Consider the following 19842-nt stretch of genomic DNA (forward strand, 5'->3'; position numbering starts at 1 on the left):
GTAGGGCGAGTGGGGCAATGGCGGGCTGATAAGGTGTTAGACCTATCCGCATGAGATTTGATCCACCTCAGCGGATTTGCTAGTATGCTCAGCGCTATGAAGCCATCCCGCTACCCGGAACAAATCCTGCTGCTGCCGTACATCGGCAAGTGGACGCTGCTTGCCGGCCTCATCGCCGTGCTGAGCGGCACTGCCTCCGCCTTCTTCCTGTTTGCGCTGGAGTTCGCGACCACCTGGCGTGAAACGCATCCGTGGATCATCTGGCTGCTGCCGCTGGCCGGCTTCGCGGTCGGCTGGATCTATCTGAAAGTCGGCAGCAGCGTCGAAGCCGGCAACAACCTGCTGATCGACGAAATCCACGATCCCCAAAAAGTCGTCCCGTTGCGGATGGCGCCACTGGTGCTGATAGGCACCGTGGTGTCGCACCTGTTCGGCGCCTCGGTCGGACGCGAAGGCACGGCGGTGCAGATGGGCGGCACGCTGGCCGACCAGCTGACGCCCATCTTCCGCCTGCGCCACAGCGACCGCCGTATCCTGCTGATGGCCGGCATCAGCGCCGGCTTCGCGTCCGTGTTCGGCACGCCGCTGGCCGGCGCCATCTTCGGCCTGGAAGTGCTGGCGATCGGCCGCTTGCGCTACGACGCCATCTTTCCCTGCATGGTGGCCGCCATCGCCGCCGACCAGGTGGGCATGGCCTGGGGCGTGCATCACACCCATTACGCGATGAACGCCATGGTGCCGGTCACTTGCCTGAGCGTGGCCGCCGTGCTGGTGGCGGGCATCGTGTTTGGACTGGCGGGCATGGCCTTCGCCAAATCCACCCATGCTGCATCGGGATTCATGAAGCGGCATATCGCCTATGCGCCGCTACGGCCCCTGATCGGCGGCGCGGTGGTGGCGCTGGCTGTCTGGTGGCTGGGCACGCGCTACATCGGCCTGGGTATCCCGGTGATCGTGGAAGCGTTCCAGCAACCGGTGGCGCCGTGGGACTTCATCGGCAAATTCGTCTTCACGGTCGGCTCGCTGGGCAGCGGTTTCAAAGGCGGGGAGGTGACGCCGCTGTTCTACATCGGCGCCACCCTGGGCAATGCGCTGGCGCCGCTGCTGCACCTGCCGTTCGCGCTGCTGGCGGGACTGGGCTTCGTGGCGGTGTTTGCGGGCGCCGCCAATACGCCGCTGGCGTCGACCATCATGGCCATCGAATTGTTCGGTCCGCAGATCGGCCCTTTCGCGGCGCTGGCGTGCGTGGTGGCCTATCTGTTCTCCGGCCACTGCGGCATCTACCGCTCGCAGCGCGTCGGCCTGCTCAAGTACCGGCTGCCGCCGGCCGCCAGCGACCGCAAGCCGCCGGTGTCCTGATATTGTCAGTCATGCCATGTTGGCGGATTCAATAGTTGTCTGGCAGTTACGGCTGGTTCATGGCATAATATTGGGCTTGTGTGGGCTCCGATGGTGAAATTGGTAGACACTGCAGACTTAAAATCTGCCGCCGCAAGGCGTGCCGGTTCGATTCCGGCTCGGAGCACCACCCGCCTTTTTTGAGCGAACCTTCGCGGTTCTACTGGTTGTTCACTTTCTGCTCAAAAATCTCCATCCAGCGCAGCAGGTTCTTTTTCAGGTCCTTGTTATACGGGAATCTGATCTGCCATTCGGGATGGTCGACATCTTTTACCTGCACGAAGAAACCGCTGTTTTCTTCGTTCTGGCGGCCTTGCCGGACGTTCATTGCAGCAACGGCCATGCCGCCGCCGATGATCGCGCCACCGGATTCCAGGTTGTAGTGCCACCTGCGGATGTCGCTGAAGTCATAGGTTTTGGAGTGGCCGCCTGCCGCCAGATAGACCTGGCGGTTCTTCTCGCTGACCGCCATCGCGTAGTCTTCAAAGACATGGCTGTAGTCGGCATCCGCCAGCGCGGACTGGTTGAGATCCTTGATGTTGTTCTGTTTCGTTTTGCGCTTTTGCTGGAGTTTGTAGCCGAAGAACACGGCTGCGCCGCCGAAAGCAATCCCCGGCAGGCCGCCAAAAACAATCAGCAGGCCGCCAAGGATGAAGAGTACCCAGGAAAAAATCATAAATTTACCTATTCGTTGTTGATCAGAAGTTGCGCAAGCGGAACACTGATAGCAATCTTGCAGCAGCTCGCGCCGCATCGGCATCATCAAAATGGATGATTTAGACGGTTGGCAAGCTTGCCAGCAGGCGAACCAGCTCCTGCTGCCGGCTGACGCCGGTCTTCTTGAGGATCGAGCGCAGTTGCGTGCGCGCGGTGGCGACGCTGATCGAATAGGTGATGGCGTACTGTTCTATGCTGTGGCCCGAGGCCAGCGCATGGGCCAGCCGTGATTCCGCGCCGCTCAAGCCGAACCATTCAACCAGGTGGCTGGGGCGCGGCCCGGATTCACCGGGCGTGTTGAGGATGAGCACCACCGCCGTGCGTTCCGCGCTGAGTTCGCCGGATGGCGCGCTGCCGGTATCGGCGGGCGCCGGCAGGGCGGTCACGAACTGCGGCGCCAAGTTGCTGTCAAACAGGCGCAGCGCGTGCGGCATGCCGTCGGCAAGGACCTGTTGCACCAGCAGCCGGCAGGGACTGCCTTCCGCCAGCCGGCCGGTGCCGTCGCGCGCCAGGGCGAGGGCGGCCAGTCCGGTTTTTGCCTGCGCGTTGGCGTAGGTGATGACGCCGCTGGCGGCCACGCCCATCAGTCCGACCTGCATCGCTTCGAGCGCATGTTCTCCCAGCGATAAGGCGGTGCTGACCGGACGGGTCCGGTCAATGGCGGTGATGACTTTGCCGAGGTGGCTATTGAGCAAGCCGAAGAATTTGTGTTCTTCATCGGTAAATTCCGCCCGGCCGTTGACGTGGTTGAACGCCGCGTACACGCTCATCCGGTCACTGCGATGCAGGCACGCGCCGATGATGTAGCGCAGGCCGTGAGGTTTCAGAAAATCCTGATAGAACTCGTTGCGGTCGACAAACTTGGGCGTGAACAAGGAGCTGCAGCGGTAGGTGGCGCCCACCGGCTGACTGTCGGCGAACTGGCGGCGCGGATCGATACCGACGTAGTAATCGCGATAATCCGCTATCGCTGTCTGATAGGACGGCGCGGTCACGATGTTTAACGCCACCTCGCCCTGCGGCGTGACGCCCAGCAGGTGGCAGAAATCCGAGTCCAGCGCCTGATTGGCGGTGGCGACGGCGGACGACAGCAGGTCGGGCTGCAATATGGCATCGTAAAGCCCAGCGATAGTCTCGTTCCACTGTTCCAGGGAAATATCCATATTGCCGTCGAGTTGTCTAGAGGAAATAAAATTATAGTTTATTTAGCACTGCAAATAAAGTAAGGCCGGCGTGCTAACATCGTTCCTTTGCTTATCGAGTTAAGAAATGGCGTCTGACAAAGTGGTAAAACTGGGATTGGTGGCGGCGATGGTTGCCGTGGTGCTGGGGGTGGCGGGCTATGTGGCGGTGTTCTGGCATAACTACACCGGCTGCCAGCAGCTGGAGGCCGAGGCGGCGAAGAATGGCAAGCCGATGTCCTGTGCGGACATCAAGGCCGCGGCCAAGGCGCAAAGCGCCCGCTGATCAGCCTTCGACCAGCTTGAAGCCGGCCCATGACAGCGTGGTGATTTCCATTACCAGCACAGCCGGTTCGGGCTGGATGCCGCCGGCCAGGCGGTGCACCGCGTCGCGCACTTCGTTGATGGTCTCGATGCCGCTGTAGCAGAATTCGCCTTCCGGCAGATAGTAGCCCTGGCCGTCGTCGGCCTTGATGGCGTCGGCGATATTGTATTTGGCCAGTTCCGCTTTCACGCGCGCATGGGTGTCGGCGTCGGGAGCGGTGTAGGAAACGCGGATGATGTAGTTGACCATGCCAAGTCCTTGTTGTCGATTCCGCATGATGGCATAAAAAAACGCGCCGTAGCGCGTTTTTCTCTTGGGACGAGCGCTTAGTCCTGGCGGCGGCGACGGCGCGCGATCATGCCCACCGCGCCCAGGCCGGCCAGCAGCATGGCGTAGGTTTCCGGTTCCGGTACGGCCGCCACGGCGGACACCGCATGGGTGGTGAAGGTGGTGTAGTTGCCATACTCATTGGTGGTGTAAGCCTGGCCGGTCGGCGGCGTGCTGAAGCCGTAGTAGCTGGAGATGCCCACCGTGTTCGAACCGACCGAGACATTCGCCAGCGTCAGGCTGAAGGTGGCGGTGCTGCCTTGCTGATAGACCGACTGCGTATTCTGGCCCCAGAAGGTGTAGGCCACATAGCCGGCCGGCGCAACCATATTCTGGGTGCCGTTGCCGCGCAGGTCCAGGCTGGCGGAGGGGGCGTTGGTCCAGACGCCCGGGCTGCCGGCGTAGGACGCCGGTACAGTTGCGCTGATGACGGTGGCGCTGGTCGGGATGTAGATGGTAAAGCCGTCCAGGCCGGTCTGGGTGCCCGCATAACCCTGGCCCACGTTGGTGACCGAATAATTGAAGACATATTCATGGCTCTGGCCGGCCACGGCGGTGGCCGATGATTGCAGGGTATATTGGCCGGTCAGGTCGGTGACCACGGCGCCAGCGATGTTGCTGAACGCGGCGGCGACCGCAAACGCAGCCAGCTTGATGTAGATTTTTGCAATCATGTTATTTCTCCAAAGAATTAATATTTACTCCAGTGCATGCACGATAGCATGAAAGTAATTTAATGTCGTTGTCAGAGTGTAATGTATGTTGTGAAATTGCAAAAGCAAAGCCCCGATCAGGCAGTGAACCTGTCGGGGCTTTTGGTCAATTGGCGGAGAAAGCACGTTTGACTGAGTGAAATCTTAATGTGGGTTTCTTAAAATTGCCTTAGTCACCATCATGCCACTTGCCGCTTTTGGCGGACCGCCGGATGGTGTAGCATGCTGGTCGGTATTTCAAGGATAGCTATGCAAATCAAAATTAATGACGTGCTGCGTGCTTACATCGAGCCGCTGACCGAGAGTGAATATCAGGCGCTGGAGCGCAGCATTCTGACCGAAGGCTGCCGCGACGCGCTGGTGCTGTGGGAAGACGTGCTGGTGGACGGCCACAACCGCTACCAGATCTGCCAGCAGCACGGCATTCCGTTCAAAGTGACGGAAAACACCAGCTTCCGCAGCATGGAAGACGTGAAGTTGTGGATGATCGATAACAATCTCGGTCGCCGCAGCATTTCGGACTACCAGCGCGGCGTGCTGGCGCTGCGCAAGAAGGAAATCATGACCGCCCGCGCGCTGGAACTGGCCGCCGAAGCCGCCGCCGAAGATGCGCGCATCGCGCCGGAAGACGGCGACGCGCCGAAGAAGCCGGCCGCCATGCCGCTGGCGTCGCGCGAGGACATCGCCCGCGCCGCGCGCCTGAGCAGCGCGACCATTGGCCAGATCGAAAAGATCCAGAAGACGGCCACGCCGGAACTGGTGGAAGCGGTCCGCGCCGGCACCATCTCGATCAACGCGGCGGCCACCGTGGCCTCGCTGCCGGAAGAGGTGCAGCTGGCCGCCGTTGCCGGCGGCAAGAAGGAACTGCAAAAGGCCGCCAAGGAAGTGCGCGACCTGCGCGCCGCCTCGCGTCCAGCCAAGGAGCCGAAGGAGGGCAAGGCCGCGCCGGAAGTCGATTACAGCGACATGCCAACCGACGTGCGCGAACTGCGCGCCGAAAACATGGCGCTGCGTGAAAAGAACGCCGCGCTGCTGGAAGAGATCACTGTTCTGCAACGCCGTATTTCCGAGTTGGTCAGCGCCTGATTATTGGAGTGTTACTTATGCAGCGACTGCAAGCCCCGTTAGCTTTGACTTGTTTGATTTCGATGAGCGCGGCGGTTGCAGCGCCCGCAGTGGTGGCGGTAGCCGAACCTGTGCGCCTGAAGGCGGCCGCGCAGCGCGTCAGCATCCTGCGCGACAAATGGGGCATCCCTCACGTCTACGGCAAGAGCGACGCCGACGCGGTGTTCGGCATGGTCTACGCGCAGGCGGAAGATGATTTCCCGCGCGTGGAGCTGAACTTCATCAACGCCATGGGCCGCCTGGCGGAAGTGGAGGGCGAGGCCGAACTGTATAAGGACCTGCGCATGAAGCTGTTCATCAATCCCGATGAACTCAAGCGCCAGTACGCGCAGGCGCCGGCGTGGCTGAAGAAGCTGATGAACGCCTGGGCCGATGGCCTGAACTACTATCTGCAAACGCATCCCGACGTGAAGCCGGCGCTGCTGACGCACTTCGAGCCGTGGATGGCGCTCAGTTTCAGCGAAGGCAGCATCGGCGGCGACATCGAGACCATCGACATCAAGCAGCTGCAGGCGTTGTACGCCGATGGCATCAAGCTGCCCCTGATGCCGCCGGTGCTGATGTCGTCCAATGACGGCGTTGATCCGGACAAGGAGCCGGGTGGTTCCAACGGCTTCGCCATCGCGCCGGCGCTGACCAGGAACAGGCATGCGCTGCTGATGATCAATCCGCACACCTCGTTCTACTTCCGTCCCGAAGTGGCGATGCACAGCGAGGAAGGCCTGAATGCCTATGGCGCCGTGACCTGGGGCCAGTTCTTCATCTACCAGGGCTTCAACGACCGTGTCGGCTGGATGCACACCTCCGGCGGCGGCGACGTCATCGACGAGTACCTGGAAACCATCAGCGAAAAGGACGGCCAGTTCTTTTACCAGTATGGCAGCGAACAGCGTGCGCTGAAGGCGGTCGACATCGAACTGCCGTACAAGACCAAGGACGGCATGGCCAGCAAGACGGTGCGCGTCTACTACAGCCACCACGGCCCGATCGTCCGCGCCAAGGATGGCAAGTGGGTGGCGGTGCGCCTGATGAACGAGCCGCTGAAGGCGCTGACGCAGTCCTTCAGCCGCACCAAGGCGCGCAACTACAAGGCGTTCTACAAGTCGATGGAGCTGCGCACCAACTCGTCCAACAACACCGTGTATGCGGATGCGGACGGCAATATCGCCTACTTCCACGGGAACTTCATCCCGCGCCGCGATCCGCAGTTCGACTGGAAGCATCCGGTGGACGGCAGCAATCCGGCCACCGAGTGGCAAGGCCTGCACGAGGTCAAGGAAACCATCACGCTGTTCAATCCGAAGAACGGCTGGATCCAGAACACCAACAATTGGCCGTACACGGCTGCCGGGGCCTATAGCCCCAAGGTCAAGGACTATCCGGCCTATATGTCGATGAATCCGGAGAACCCGCGCGGCATCCACGCGGTGCGCGTGCTGCAAAACAAAAAAGACTTCACTATCGACAGCCTGATCGCCGCCGCCTACGACAACCAGCTGCCGGCGTTCGAGCCGCTGCTGCCGCAGCTGTTCGCCGCCTACGACGAACTGCCTGCCGACGACGCGCGCAAGGCCGCCCTGGCGCCGCAGATCAAGGCGCTGCGCGCGTGGGACATGCGCTATTCGCTGGAGTCGACCACCACCTCGCTGGCCGTGTACTGGGCGCAGGATCTGTGGACCACGTATCAGCCGGCGGCCAAGGCCAGGGAAGTGCAGGTGCTGGATTACATCCATGCCGCGATCACGCCGCAGCAGCGGCTGGAGGCGCTGGAGCGCGCCATCGCCAAGCTGACGGCGGATTTCGGCAGCTGGCAAACGCCGTGGGGCGAGATCAACCGCTTCCAGCGTTTAACCGGCGATATCGTGCAGCCGTTCGACGACAGCAAGCCTAGCCTGCCGGTGCCGTTCGCGTCGGCCAACTGGGGATCGCTGGCGGCCTACGGCACCACGTCCAAGCAGAAGACCAGGCGCATTTACGGCGAGCGTGGCAACAGCTTCGTGGCGGCGGTGGAGTTCGGGCCGCGCATCAAGGCAAGGAGCATTCTGGCGGGTGGGCAGAGCGGCAATCCGGCCTCGCCGCATTTCTATGACCAGGCCGCGATGTATGCGCGCGGTGAGTTCAAGGATGTGCTGTTCTATAAAGCCGACGTGGAAAAGAACCTCGAACGCCGCTACCATCCTGGCGAATAGCCCTCCAAACGAAAGGGTCTGACCCAAGGGGCTGGAATAGCCCCCGAACGAAAGGGTCTGACCCCATGCGGGGTCAGACCCTGGCCGCAGCGGTGTGCGGGTTTTGCTGGTGCCGCGAGCTTTTACGGCTTGGGGTAGACTACCGGCGCCGGATGCTCCACCCCTTCCAGCTGTATCCACTGCAGGTTCTCCACCTTGTTGTTGCGGACATTGCCGTCGCGGTGGCGGACGGCCGGCAGCCGGTTCGGGTTCGGCAGGAACACTTCGGCCACCAGGTCGTGCACGTAGAACTCGCCCTCGCGCTTACCGCCGCGCAGCTTGACTTTCAGGCCATCCGGATACAGCGTCGGTTTGATAGCCGTGACTTTGGGACCGGCCGCCATCAGCACGCGGCCGTCCTTCGACACCTTGTAATAGTCGCTGCCGACCACCGGCTTGGCCGCGGCCACCAGAATCGAGTAGGCAAAGCCCAGGCCAATAACGGCGATGATGATGAATATATAGATCATGCGCCGAATCTTAGCAGTTAAATAGCGTCCAGCGAACGGCGAATATCGGCCCTTAAATCCTCTATATCTTCAATTCCAACCGACAGCCGTATCAGGCCGTCGCCGATGCCCAGGGCCGCGCGCTGGGCCGCCGGGATGGACGCGTGGGTCATCAGGGCAGGGTGCTCGATCAGGCTTTCGACGCCGCCCAGGCTCTCGGCCAGCGCGAACACCTGGCAGCTTTCCAGGAAGCGGCGCGCGCCCGGCAGGTCGGTATTCAGGTCGATCGAGATGATGCCGCCGAAGCCCTGCATCTGACGTTTGGCCAGTGCGTGCTGCGGGTGCGATTCCAGGCCGGGGTAGAACACTTTGCGCACCTCCGGCTGCTGTTCCAGCCAGCGCGCCAGTTCCAGCGCGCTGGCGCAGTGGCGTTCCATGCGGATGGCCAGCGTCTTCACGCCGCGCAGCGCCAGGAAGCTGTCGAACGGGCCGGCGATGGCGCCGACCGAGTTTTGCAGGAAGGCCAGCTGCTCGCGCCATTCCTTCTGGCGCTCCTCGCCGCCCACCACGGCGATGCCGCCGATGATGTCCGAGTGGCCGTTCAAATACTTGGTGGCCGAGTGCACCACGATGTCGAAGCCGTGTTCCAGCGGCCGCTGGACGATCGGGCTGGCGAAGGTGTTGTCGGCGATGGCGATGATGCCGCGCTCGCGGCAGATTTTCGCAATCGCCTGCAAGTCGGCCAGCTTGAGCATCGGGTTGGTCGGCGTTTCGACCCACACCATTTTCGTCTCCGGCTTGATGGCGGCCAGCAGGTTTTCCGGATTGGTCAGGTCGACATAGCTGAAGTGGTGGCCGGCGCTGCGCCGGCGCACGCGTTCGAACAGGCGGTAGGTGCCGCCATACATATCGTCGCCGGCGATGATGTGGGAGCCGGCGTCGGCCAGTTCCAGCACCGTCGATATCGCGGCCAGGCCGGAGGCGAAGGCGAAACCCTGCGCGCCGCTTTCCAGGTCGGCCACGCAGCGCTCCAGCGCCCAGCGCGTGGGATTGTGCGAGCGGCCGTAATCCAGTCCCTTGTGCACGCCGGGACTTTCCTGCACAAAGGTGGAGGTGGCGTAAATCGGCGGCATGATCGCGCCGGTCGATGGATCGGGCGATTGGCCGGCATGGATGACGCGCGTGGCCAGGGCAGGTTTTTTGTCGCTCAAGATAGTGTCCTTCGCAGATGGTTAAGCAGGTCGTAGCGGGTAATCAGGCCGTAGAAGGTGTCGCCGTCGGCCACCACGGCGGTCAGGCCGCGGTCCAGCGTGTCGCGCAGCGCCTGCAGGTCGGCGGACGGCTTGAGAATTTCCAGCCGCCTGGTCATGGTGCCGCCCACGGCGTTGTTGAAACGTTCCGGCTCCGCGCCCACCGTCAGCAGCACATCGGATTCGTCGATGATGCCGGCCAGCTGGCCTTTTTCCAGCACCGGCAGTTGTGCCACGTCGGCGGCGCGCATGCGGTTGAAGGCGATCATCAGCGTGTCCTCCGGCGTGACGCTGATGACTTCTCCGGCATCGAAGCGGCGGCCGATCAGGTCGCGCAGGTCGTTGTAGCGCTGGCGTTCCAGCAGGCCCTGGTCGCGCATCCAGCCGTCGTTGTAGACCTTGGACAGGTAGCGGGTGCCGGTGTCGCAGACAAAGCTGACCACGCGCTTGGGCGTGGTCTGTTCGCGGCAGTAGCGCAGCGCGGCGGCCAGCAGCGTGCCGGTGGACGAGCCGCCCGGTATGCCTTCCTCCTTCAGCAGCGAACGCGCGGTGGCGAAGCTGTCGACGTCGGTGATGGTGTAGGCCTTGGTCACGCCGGTCATGTCGGCGATGGCGGGGATGAAGTCTTCGCCGATGCCTTCCACCGCCCACGAGCCGCTGGTTTCGGACACGTGGCCGGTATCGATGTATTCGGCCAGGATAGAGCCGGCCGGATCGGCCAGGATGAATTCCACGTGCGGGGCGACCTTGCGGAAGTAGCGCGTCAGCCCGGTCAGCGTGCCGGACGAGCCGACGCCGACCACGATGGCGTCCACGTCGTGGCCCATCTGTTCCCAGATTTCCGGGCCGGTGGTGGTTTCGTGCGCCAGCGGATTGGCGGGATTGTTGAACTGGTCCGAGAACCAGGCGCCCGGCATGTCGGCGGCCAGTCGCGCGGCGTAGTCCTGGTAATACTCGGGATGGCCCTTGCCGACGTCGGAGCGGGTGGTGCGCACCTCGGCGCCCAGCGCCTTCAAGTGCAGCACTTTTTCGGTGGACATCTTGTCGGGTACGACCAGCAGCACGCGGTAGCCCTTGAGCCGTCCGACCAGCGCCAGGCCGAGGCCGGTGTTGCCGGCGGTCGCTTCGATGATAGTGCCGCCGGGCTTGAGCAGGCCCCGGGCTTCGGCCGCTTCGATCATGGCCAAGCCGATGCGGTCCTTGATCGAGCCGCCGGGATTTTGCGATTCCAGCTTCAGGAATAACTGGCAAGGGCCGGTATCGAGACGGGTAATCTCGGCCATGGGCGTCTTGCCGATCAGGTTGAACAGCGCAGGTTTGTGCATGAGTTCTCCTATGGGCGTGTCGGCCAAGTATGCTCTATTTTTTATTTTCGCGGTTTATAATTCGCCTATGGCAAAACTCTATTTCCGATACTCCGCGATGAATGCGGGCAAGTCCACCGCCATGCTGCAGGTGGCCCATAATTACGAAGAACAAGGCCAGAAGGTGCGCCTGTTCACGGCCGCCATCGATAGCCGCTATGGCGTGGGCAAGGTGACGTCGCGTCTGGGGCCCCAGCGCGAGACCGAGGTGTTCGAGGCCAATACCGATTTTCTTCTAACGATAGATGAAAAAATCGCATGCCTGCTGGTCGATGAAGCCCAGTTTTTGAGCACGGAGCAGGTCAAGCAGCTGCACCAGCTGGCGCAGGTGCGCGGCATTCCGGTGATCACCTATGGCCTGCGCTCGGACTTCCGTGGCGAGCCGTTCCCCGGCTCGGCCTACCTGCTGGCGCTGGCCGACGATATCGAGGAAATCAAGAATATCTGCTCGTGCGGCAAGAAGGCCACGATGAATATCCGCGTCGACGAAAACGGCAAGCGCATCAAGGAAGGCGAGCAGATCAGTATTGGCGGCAACGAGAGTTATCGCCAGGCCTGCGGCCGCTGCTTCTACAGCGAAACGCATTAAGCGTGGCTGGCCTGCGCGTGGCCAAGACCGGTGTTCATGGGCGTGTTCCCGTATTGGCAATGCGGAAACCGCCGCTCAAATAAGGCGTGAATACGGCGCCGTTGACCAGCGTATCCAGTTGCGCGGTGGTGGCCAGCAGCTTGATGCCCGACGTGGCGCTGTCTTCTTCGAGTGCCATGGCTGATTGCGCAGCGCCGGGCGCTGTCGATGCGGGAAAGCTGCCGCCACGGGAGAGGCAAACTGTGCCTTCCGGATTCAGCGGACTTTTCCACACATCGCATTCGATGCCGAGGATGGTTTTGTGCTCCCCGGTCCCGGACGGCGGGTTGGCGCGGATGGCTGCCGCCATGGCGGCCTTGGCGGGGTTGCCTGCCGCGTCCCGCTCGATGGCGGCAATTTGCTCGGCAGTCAAGCCGGGGCGGCGGCTGGGCGGCTTGGCGCTTGCCTGGCCGGCAGCGTCGCAGGCGCCGTGGGCGGTTTTCTTGAGCAGGTCGATATCGCAGATTCCCCGGCTGGAGAACAGGCTGGCGCGGCTCAGGTGCGTCTCGGTCAAGCTGCAGTCGAGCTGGTTGACGCCATACGTCAGCGCGCTGGTGTAGTGGATGGTTCGGTTGACGGCGGAATACACATCGTGGCGCTGGCTGTCGACGTGCTCGGGCCAGGCGCGCGGCGGTTTGGACGCGGCGCCGGCCGCGTTATTGCGCCGCACGCAGTCCTCCACTTCGGCGTGCAGCATGGCCAGACGGGCGGCGTTGTCTGGCTGTCCAATCAGATAGCCCCGCAGGCTGACCAGGTGCACCTTGACCGGCGCGCCAGGTGCGGCAAGCAGCGCGTGCGGCATCGGCGCGCTCGACATCCCCTGCTCGGCCGGCGTGGCGGCGCGACCGGCCAGCGGCACCGTGCAGAGACAAAGAATCAGCAAACGAAACAGGGAATTCATCGCGGACCTCCCAAGGTCATCGCCAGCGCCGCCGCCGGCAGGTGGCTTGATGCCCGAGGCCGCATCCAGTGAACGACCAACCTTGAGGCATGCCCATGCTATGGCTTTGTGGATAAGCGGGCTTGATCGGTGTCAAGCCCGCTGGAGATTGGAGAGGTGAGGGCGGCGGGCAACGCTGGCGGCGCGCGCCAGCGCCTGTTCACACGGCGCAGTAGCGTTCCTGGATTTCCGGATCGGCCAGCATGGCGTCGGCCCGTTCGGTGTAGACGATGCCGCCCTGGTCCAGCACGTAGGCGCGGTCGGAAATGCCCAGCGCCGCCTCGACGCTCTGTTCGACCAGCAGGATGGTCTTGCCCTGCCGCTTGAGCTGCTGGAACAGTTCGAACATTTCATCGACCAGCACCGGCATGATGCCTTCGGACGGTTCGTCCAGCAGGATCATGTCCGGATCGGCCGCCGTGGCGCGGGCGATGGCCAGCATCTGCTGCTCGCCGCCCGACATGGTCACCGCCGTCTGTCCCAGCCGCTCCTTGAGGCGCGGGAAGGTCTCGGCGATGCGGTCGATGATGTCCTTTTCCTGCGCCATCTTGCCCGAGGCGACGATGCCCAGCCGCAGGTTTTCCAGCACCGTCATGCCCGGCACGATGCGGCGCTCTTCCGGCACGTAGGCCAGGCCCAGCCCGAAGCGCTGGTGCGCCGCCAGGCCCAGCAGGTTGACGCCCTTGAACGACACCTCGCCGCTGGTTTTCTTGAGCAACCCCATCACGCTCTTGATGGTGGTGGTCTTGCCGGCGCCGTTGCGGCCCAGCAGCGACACCACCTCGCCGCGCTGCACGTCGAGGCTGACGTTTTGCAGGATATGGCTGGTGCCATACCAGGCGTTCAGGTTTTTAATGGTCAGCATGGTAGTTCCTCAGTGTTGGCCCAGATAGACGCGCTTGACTTCGTCGTTGGCGCGGATGTCGTCCGGCTTGCCGGTCGCCAGCAGTTCGCCGTGGTGCAGCACCACGATGCGGTCGCTGATGCCCATCACCATCTTCATCTTGTGTTCCACCAGCACCACCGTGCGTTCGGCGGCCAGTTGCACGATCAAGTCCATCATCGAGCGGGTTTCCTCGGGACTCATGCCGGCGGTCGGCTCATCCATCAGCAGCAGCTTGGGATCGGCCGCCAGCGCGATGGCGATTTCCAGCGCGCGTTGCTGGCCGTGCGCCAGCTCGCGCGCCGCGCGCCGCGTGTGCGCGCCGAGGCCGACCAGCGCCAGAAGTTCCCTGGCGCGGTCGTCCAGGCCCAGCGCCGCGCGCCGGCTCCAGAAATTCAGCCGGCCGACGCGCGCCTGCAAGGCGATGCGCACGTTCTCCAGCACGCTGAACGCCGGGAAGATATTGGTGATCTGGAACGACTTGGACACGCCGACATGGGCGAACTCATGCTGCTTCAGGCCCGACAGGTCGCGCTGCTCGAACACCACCCGGCCTTCGGACGGCGGGAAGGTGCCGGACAGCAGGTTGAAAAACGTGCTTTTGCCGGCGCCGTTGGGGCCGATGATGGCGGTCAGCTTGCCGCGCTCGAAGCCGACCGAGACGTTGTTGAGCGCGGTGAAGCCGGCAAAGCGGCGCGTCAGGTTTTCGGTGCGCAGGATCAGGTCAGCGGTCATGAAGTTTCTCCAGCAGGGTGCCCCACACGCCTTTGGGGAAGAAGAGCACAAAGAATATAAAGATGGCGCCCACGTACAGCTGCCAGTGTTCGGTCCATTGCGAGAACAGATCCTGGATCAGCAGGAACAGCGCGGCGCCGATGAACGGGCCGAAGAAGGTGCCCATGCCGCCCAGCAGGCAGATCATCACCACCAGGCCCGAGGTTTCATAGTGCAGGCTCTCGATGGCCACGCTGGACAGGTGAATCGCGTTGAGCGCGCCGGCCAGGCCGCAGATGGCGCCGGACAGGATGAACGCGATCAGCTTGGTATGCTCGACGTTGAAGCCGCAGGCGCGGGTGCGCGCCTCGTTCTCGCGGATCGCCTCCACCACGCCGCCGAACGGCGAGGACAGTACCCGCGACAGGGCGAACAGGGTCAGCGCCACCAGCGCCAGGAAGGCATAGTACTTGTTGGTGGGATTGAGCAGGTCAAGCGTCAGGCCGGCGAGGTCGAGCGTCGGCAGGTTGACGCCGCGCAGGCCGTTCTCGCCGCCGGACAGCGGGAACTGGTAGACCAGGAAGTAGACGCACTGCGACAGCGCCAGCGTCACCATGGCGAAGTAAATGCCGCGGGTGCGGATCGCCAGCAGCCCCATCGCCAGCGCCAGCACCGCCGAGGCCAGGATGGCCAGCGGTATCGCCGCCCACCACGCCAGGCCGGTGTGGGCGATCAGGATACCGGCCGTGTACGAGCCCAGGCCGAGGAAGGCTGCGTGGCCGAACGACAGCATGCCCATGTAACCGAACAGCAGGTTGAAACCGACGCCGTACAGGCCGTAGATCAGGATGTTGACCGCCACCGAATGGTTGGGCAGCAGCCACGGCAGCGCCATCAGGGCGACGACGGAGGCCAGCGCGCGATGGTGGCGCACCAGGTCCAGCGGACGGGCCGCGACGCGCACGCGCGGCAGGATGTCGGATTTTGCATGCATGATTTTTCTACCTTTAACTCATCAGACCGGGACGGCCGAACAGACCCTGCGGACGCACCAGCAGCACCACGGCCATGATGACGAACATCGACACCTTGGCCGCTTCGGGGAAGAACAGCACGGCCAGGCTCTCGACCACGCCGACCAGCACGCCGGCGACGATGGCGCCCACCAGCGAACCCATGCCGCCGACCACGGTCACCACAAAGGCCACCGTCAGCACCGGGCCGCCCATTTCCGGGCTGATGCCCTGCATCGGCGCCGACAGGAAGCCGGCCAGGCCGGCAATGCCGGTGCCGAGGCCGAACACGATCAGCCACACCTGGGCGATATCGACGCCGAGAATGCGGACGATCTGCGGATCGCGCGCGCCGGCCCGGACGATCAGGCCGAACGAAGTTTTCTCGATGAACAGCCACAGCCCGAACAGCACCGCCGCCGTGACGCCGATGACGAACAGGCGGTACAGCGGGAACTGGCCGATCAGGATGTCGGCCGAGCCTTGCAGCAGCTCCGGCGTGTCGACCGGCAGGCCCTGCTTGCCGAAGGCGATGCGCACCAGCTCCACCATCACATAGGCCAGCCCGAAGGTCAGCAGCAGCGGATAGTCGATGCCGCGCCCGTACAGCGGCCGCACCAGCACGCGCTCGACCGCCATGCCGAGCGCGCCGACCACCAGCGGCACCAGCACCAGGCACAGCCAGAAATTCGGCTCCAGCTGGTACAGCGCGTAGCCGGCGTAGGCGCCGACCATGAAGAATGCGCCGTGCGCAAAGTTGACGATGGTGAGCATGCCGAAAATCAGCGACAGTCCCACCGCCAGCAAAACGTAGACCGCGCCCAGCGCCAGTCCGGTAAACAGCTGTAGTCCCACCAGCTCAAGGGTGATGCCTTCCATATTGCCTCCTGCGGATCGGGTGATGGACTACTTGTGGCCGAGCTCGGCGCAGCTGCGCAGGGCGTCGGTCGACGCCGGCGCCACGCGCAGCACGGTGAACAGGTCGTTGGCGTCCTTGGGCGCGGGCTTGGACGCGATCACCAGCACCGATTGCACCGACTGGTGGTCGCAGGCGCGGTAGAACTGCGGCCCCTTGTAGGTGTCGTATTGCAGCTTGGCCAGCTGGTCGACCACTTTTTCGGTGTCGCTGGTGTTGGCCTGTTTCACCGCCGTCAGCAGCGACTTGACGGCGGAGTACGCCATCGAGCCGTAGTCGGACGGCAGCGCGCCGTTGTTGGTCTGCTTGTAGCGTTCGTTGAGCGCCTTGGCCGAGGGCAGGCTGTCCTGGATCTGCCAGTAGTAGGAGCTGCCGCCGACCACGCCCTGGTACACGCCCGGACCGGCGGCGATGCGCGAGGTATAGGTCAGGATGGGCGTGACGAAGCGGATCGATTTCTTCAGGCCGAAATCGCCGGCCTGCTTGATCGAGATCTGGTTGTCGCGGCCGAAGTTGTTGAAGACCAGGATGTCCGGCTTCATCGCCATCAGGCGCGGCAGGAAGGTCGAGTAGTCGGTGGCGCCCAGCGGATGCTTGATCTCGCCCACCACGGTGGCGCCGACTTCATTGGCGACCCGGGTGAAGCCGCGCGTCATTTCCTGGCCGTAGGCGTAGTCGGCGGTCAGGAAGGCGATGCGCGCGCCCTTGGTGAAGGCGTATTTGCCCACCGCCTGGGTGGTCATGTGCGGATTGAGCGACTCGTGGAAGGTGTAGCGCGAGAAGTCGGCCGCCTCGTTGATGGCGTCGGACTGGCTGATCGAAATGTACAGCACCTTGCGCTGGCGGGTGACGTTGTTGACCGCCAGCTGGGTGGCGGCCGACAGGCTGCCGACGATGAAGTTGACGTGATCCTTCTCGATCAGCTCCAGCGCGCGGGTGGCGGCTTCGCCCGGATTGAGCTTGTCGTCGCGCACCAGCAGCTCGGCCTTGCGGCCGTTGAGTCCGCCGGCATCGTTGAATTCCTTGACGGCCAGCTCGGCGTTCCCGACCTGGTCCTTGGCTTCGGCGCCGTAGGGGCCGGTCAAGGGCACCGGCAGGCCGATCCGGATCGGCGCGGCTTGAGCTTGGGACTGGGCATGGGCGGAAGCGGCCAGGGTGGCCAGCGCGAGGCAGACCGCGCCAGCGAACGGGCGTAGTGGTTGCATGAATGTCTCCTTTGTTTTTAGTGAGCGGTTGATAAATAATCGAATGTACAGACCGCGATGTCAAGAAAATCTTCAATTTTTCTTCTTGCTACTTATCGATCGATAACTTATATTGAGTCAAACATCACCAACAATGGAGGAGCACATGGGTATCAGAAAACTGGGGCATTACTCGATCCGCACCGGCGACCTGGAGGCGTCGCGGCGGTTCTACACCGAGATGCTCGGGCTGCGCGAAGGATTCCGCCCGCCGTTCAAATTCCCCGGCATTTGGTTGTACGACAGCAACGATGAGAGCGATTTCGGCGTGGTGCACATCATCGGCATCGACGCCAACGATCCGCAGGGGCTGAAGGACTACCTGGGCGACAAGGACGAGGCCAGTCTGTTCGGCACCGGCGCGGTCGACCACGTGGCCTTCCTGGCCACCGGCCTGGAAGACATGCGCGCCAGGCTGCTGCGGCGCGCCATGGATTTCACCGAGCGCACGGTGCCGTCGCTGGGGCTGTACCAGGTGTTCATCGCCGACCCCAGCGGCGTGACCATCGAGATGAATTACCCGCACGCCGAGGCGCACGCCCTCGGCCTGGCCTGAGACAACAAGGAGGAGACCATGAAACGAGTAGCGATAATCGGAGGCTCGCTCGGCGGCCTGTTTGCAGCCAATCTGCTGCACCGCGCCGGCTGGGATGTGCAAGTGTACGAACGGGTCAACGAACAGCTGGCGGAGCGCGGCGCCGGCGTGGTGACCCATCCGGAACTGTTCGAGATCCTGGCCCGCATCGGCATCACGGACGACAAGATCGGCGTCGAAGTGCCGTCGCGCATCACGCTGGACCACGGCGGCGCCGTCATCGGCGAGCATCCGCATCCGCAGGTGCTGACCGCCTGGGGCCGCTTGTATGCATTGCTGCGCGCGGCCTTGCCGGAGCAGCGCTACCACTGCGGCAAGCACCTGGTGGATGTCACGCAGACCGCGGAGCACGTGGAGGCGCATTTCGCCGACGGCAGCACGGCGCAGGCCGAACTGCTGATCGCCGCCGACGGTATCCGCTCGTCGGTGCGCCAGGTGCTGGCGCCGGAGATCGCACCGGCCTACGCCGGCTACATCGCCTGGCGCGGCCTGGTCGAGGAACACACCCTGAGCGCCGAGACGCACCGGCAGCTGTTCGGCCACTTCGGCTTTTGCCTGCCGCCGCGCGAGCAGATGCTGGGCTACCCGGTGGCCGGCGCCTTCAATGCGATGGAGGCGGGCCAGCGCCGCTACAACTTCGTCTGGTATCGTCCGGCCGACGAGGCGGAAGTGCTGCGCCTGTCGACCGACGCCGCCGGCCACGTCTACGAAAAAGGCATTCCGCCGCCGCTGATTTCGGCCGGCGTGATCGGCGAGATGCGCGCGGCGGCCGAACAGTCGCTGTCGCCGCAGTTCGCCGAGGTGGTGGCGCGCACCGTGCAGCCGTTCTTCCAGCCGATCTACGACCTGGAATCGCCGAGCCTGGCGTATGGCCGCGTCGCCCTGCTGGGCGATTCGGCCTTCGTCGCGCGGCCGCACTGCGGCATGGGCGTGACCAAGGCGGCCGGCGACGCGCTGGCGCTGACCGAATGGCTGACCAGGCTGCCGGTGGCGGAAGCGCTGGCCGGCTACTCGGCCGAACGCGTGGCCTACGGCAGCCGGATCGTCGCCCACGCCCGCCACCTGGGCGCCTACATGCAGGCGCAGCTGCGCACCGAGCAGGAAATGCGGATGGCGGAACGCTACCGCACGCCGGAAGCGGTGATGCGCGAAACCGCGGTGCCACCCGGCGCGCATCTTGCCGACGCCTGAGCGCCGCCGCCGGCTGTCGTCGGCGGACCGCGAGCAGCAGATTGTGCAGCAGGCCATCCGGTACTTCGCTACCTTTGGCTTCGCTGCCAGTACGCGCGAGCTGGCCAGGGAACTGGGCATCTCGCAGCCGCTGCTGTACCGCTACTTTCCCAGCAAGGAGGCGCTGGCCGAGCGCGTCTTCAAGGAAGTGTATCTGTCGCGCTGGAATCCGGCGTGGGACCTGCTGCTGGCCGATCGCAGCCTGCCGCTGACCGAGCGCGTACACCGCTTCTACCGGCAATACGCCGGCGTCATCCTGCACAGCGACTGGATACGGATTTTCATCCTGGCCGGACTGAGCTATGACGGCATCAACGTGCGCTACCTGGCGCGCCTGCGCGAGCGGGTGTTTGACGTGGTGCTGGCCGAGCTGCACCGCGAATTCGACGTGCCGCCGCCGACGCCGCAGCAGCACGAGGACGAGATCGAATTCATCTGGGGACTGCACGCCTCGATTTTCTACATCGGCGTGCGCAAGTGGGTGTACCGGCTGGGCGTGCCGGAAGAACTCGACCGGCTGGTTGACCGCCAGGTCGAGGATTTCATGACCAGCGCGCCGCTGGTGTTGCGGCAGCTGCGGGAGCCGCAGCTGCCATAGTTCG

Annotated in this window: 21 protein-coding genes and 1 tRNA gene; 9 read left to right on the plus strand and 13 right to left on the minus strand. The window is 63.7% G+C overall.

Annotated features, from left to right (window positions below; genetic code table 11):
* Window positions 1–96 precede the first annotated feature (96 nt).
* Both GJ695_RS20265 and GJ695_RS20270 read left to right on the plus strand, forming a co-directional pair.
* Window positions 97–1359: a voltage-gated chloride channel family protein gene (locus GJ695_RS20265; protein ID WP_154367969.1), complete on the plus strand. Its 1263-nt coding sequence runs from the start codon at window positions 97–99 to the stop codon at window positions 1357–1359.
* An 84-nt stretch (window positions 1360–1443) separates the two neighbouring features.
* Window positions 1444–1528, plus strand: a tRNA-Leu gene (locus GJ695_RS20270).
* Between the two features lie 30 nt (window positions 1529–1558).
* On the opposite strand, the gene GJ695_RS20275 is transcribed toward GJ695_RS20270, so the two are convergent.
* Together GJ695_RS20275 and GJ695_RS20280 are read right to left on the minus strand one after the other, a co-directional pair.
* The gene (locus tag GJ695_RS20275) at window positions 1559–2152 is read right to left on the minus strand and encodes a DUF4755 domain-containing protein (protein ID WP_166455259.1); all 594 of its coding nucleotides are present in this window, start codon (window positions 2150–2152) and stop codon (window positions 1559–1561) included.
* Window positions 2153–2174: 22 nt separating this feature from the next.
* The gene (locus GJ695_RS20280; RefSeq protein WP_154367904.1) at window positions 2175–3278 is read right to left on the minus strand and encodes a helix-turn-helix transcriptional regulator; all 1104 of its coding nucleotides are present in this window, start codon (window positions 3276–3278) and stop codon (window positions 2175–2177) included.
* Window positions 3279–3384: 106 nt separating this feature from the next.
* On the opposite strand from GJ695_RS20280, the gene GJ695_RS20285 reads away from it, so the two are divergent.
* Complete coding sequence (locus GJ695_RS20285; RefSeq protein ID WP_154367906.1) at window positions 3385–3582, plus strand: hypothetical protein; 198 nt, start codon at window positions 3385–3387, stop codon at window positions 3580–3582.
* Here the strand turns inward: GJ695_RS20285 and GJ695_RS20290 are convergent, their stop codons facing one another.
* Window positions 3583–3870: a hypothetical protein gene (locus tag GJ695_RS20290; RefSeq protein WP_154367909.1), complete on the minus strand. Its 288-nt coding sequence runs from the start codon at window positions 3868–3870 to the stop codon at window positions 3583–3585.
* Between the two features lie 77 nt (window positions 3871–3947).
* Window positions 3948–4622 (minus strand): PEP-CTERM sorting domain-containing protein, encoded by a 675-nt coding sequence (locus GJ695_RS30205; protein WP_229260566.1) that lies wholly within the window; start codon window positions 4620–4622, stop codon window positions 3948–3950.
* A 288-nt stretch (window positions 4623–4910) separates the two neighbouring features.
* On the opposite strand from GJ695_RS30205, the gene GJ695_RS20300 reads away from it, so the two are divergent.
* Window positions 4911–5747 carry a hypothetical protein gene (locus GJ695_RS20300; RefSeq protein WP_154367911.1) on the plus strand — a complete coding sequence of 279 codons (837 nt, stop codon included), beginning with the start codon at window positions 4911–4913 and terminating at the stop codon, window positions 5745–5747.
* A gap of 62 nt (window positions 5748–5809) precedes the next feature.
* Window positions 5810–7975: an acylase gene (locus tag GJ695_RS20305; protein ID WP_229260567.1), complete on the plus strand. Its 2166-nt coding sequence runs from the start codon at window positions 5810–5812 to the stop codon at window positions 7973–7975.
* A gap of 122 nt (window positions 7976–8097) precedes the next feature.
* Here GJ695_RS20305 and GJ695_RS20310 read toward each other — a convergent pair whose 3' ends face one another.
* The 3 genes from GJ695_RS20310 to GJ695_RS20320 are packed head-to-tail and all read right to left on the minus strand — an operon-like array spanning window position 8098 to window position 11038.
* On the minus strand, window positions 8098–8484 hold the full coding sequence (locus GJ695_RS20310; RefSeq protein ID WP_154367915.1) for an HNH endonuclease: 387 nt from the start codon (window positions 8482–8484) through the stop codon (window positions 8098–8100).
* A 17-nt stretch (window positions 8485–8501) separates the two neighbouring features.
* A complete protein-coding gene (locus GJ695_RS20315; RefSeq protein ID WP_154367917.1) occupies window positions 8502–9674 on the minus strand; it encodes a trans-sulfuration enzyme family protein in 1173 nt (390 codons plus the stop codon).
* A complete protein-coding gene (locus tag GJ695_RS20320; protein WP_154367919.1) occupies window positions 9671–11038 on the minus strand; it encodes a pyridoxal-phosphate dependent enzyme in 1368 nt (455 codons plus the stop codon). The genes GJ695_RS20315 and GJ695_RS20320 overlap by 4 nt, the downstream gene beginning before the upstream one ends.
* Window positions 11039–11105: 67 nt before the next feature.
* Between GJ695_RS20320 and GJ695_RS20325 the strand changes: the two genes are divergently transcribed.
* Entirely contained in the window at window positions 11106–11666 is a 561-nt protein-coding gene (locus tag GJ695_RS20325) for a thymidine kinase (protein ID WP_154367922.1), read from the plus strand.
* Between the two features lie 34 nt (window positions 11667–11700).
* Here the strand turns inward: GJ695_RS20325 and GJ695_RS20330 are convergent, their stop codons facing one another.
* The 6 genes from GJ695_RS20330 to GJ695_RS20355 form a co-directional block, all read right to left on the minus strand.
* Window positions 11701–12606 carry a hypothetical protein gene (locus tag GJ695_RS20330; RefSeq protein ID WP_154367924.1) on the minus strand — a complete coding sequence of 302 codons (906 nt, stop codon included), beginning with the start codon at window positions 12604–12606 and terminating at the stop codon, window positions 11701–11703.
* Between the two features lie 199 nt (window positions 12607–12805).
* On the minus strand, window positions 12806–13510 hold the full coding sequence (locus GJ695_RS20335) for an ABC transporter ATP-binding protein (protein ID WP_154367926.1): 705 nt from the start codon (window positions 13508–13510) through the stop codon (window positions 12806–12808).
* Between the two features lie 9 nt (window positions 13511–13519).
* The gene (locus GJ695_RS20340) at window positions 13520–14263 is read right to left on the minus strand and encodes an ABC transporter ATP-binding protein (RefSeq protein ID WP_154367928.1); all 744 of its coding nucleotides are present in this window, start codon (window positions 14261–14263) and stop codon (window positions 13520–13522) included.
* Window positions 14253–15236, minus strand: coding sequence for a branched-chain amino acid ABC transporter permease (locus GJ695_RS20345; RefSeq protein WP_154367930.1), 984 nt, complete (start codon window positions 15234–15236; stop codon window positions 14253–14255). Before GJ695_RS20345 ends, GJ695_RS20340 begins: the two co-directional genes overlap by 11 nt.
* A 13-nt stretch (window positions 15237–15249) precedes the next feature.
* A complete protein-coding gene (locus GJ695_RS20350; protein ID WP_154367932.1) occupies window positions 15250–16134 on the minus strand; it encodes a branched-chain amino acid ABC transporter permease in 885 nt (294 codons plus the stop codon).
* 27 nt (window positions 16135–16161) lie between these two features.
* The gene (locus GJ695_RS20355) at window positions 16162–17376 is read right to left on the minus strand and encodes an ABC transporter substrate-binding protein (RefSeq protein WP_154367934.1); all 1215 of its coding nucleotides are present in this window, start codon (window positions 17374–17376) and stop codon (window positions 16162–16164) included.
* 145 nt (window positions 17377–17521) lie between these two features.
* Between GJ695_RS20355 and GJ695_RS20360 the strand changes: the two genes are divergently transcribed.
* From GJ695_RS20360 to GJ695_RS20370, 3 genes are read left to right on the plus strand one after another with little or no spacing between them, the layout of a single operon-like run.
* Window positions 17522–17971 carry a VOC family protein gene (locus GJ695_RS20360; protein ID WP_154367936.1) on the plus strand — a complete coding sequence of 150 codons (450 nt, stop codon included), beginning with the start codon at window positions 17522–17524 and terminating at the stop codon, window positions 17969–17971.
* A gap of 18 nt (window positions 17972–17989) precedes the next feature.
* Complete coding sequence (locus GJ695_RS20365; protein ID WP_154367938.1) at window positions 17990–19201, plus strand: FAD binding domain-containing protein; 1212 nt, start codon at window positions 17990–17992, stop codon at window positions 19199–19201.
* Window positions 19188–19838, plus strand: coding sequence for a TetR/AcrR family transcriptional regulator (locus tag GJ695_RS20370; RefSeq protein WP_154367940.1), 651 nt, complete (start codon window positions 19188–19190; stop codon window positions 19836–19838). Before GJ695_RS20365 ends, GJ695_RS20370 begins: the two co-directional genes overlap by 14 nt.
* The last annotated feature ends 4 nt before the right edge of the window (window positions 19839–19842 follow it).

Source organism: Duganella alba, assembly GCF_009674495.1.
GTDB classification, from domain to species: Bacteria; Pseudomonadota; Gammaproteobacteria; order Burkholderiales; family Burkholderiaceae_D; genus Rugamonas; species Rugamonas alba.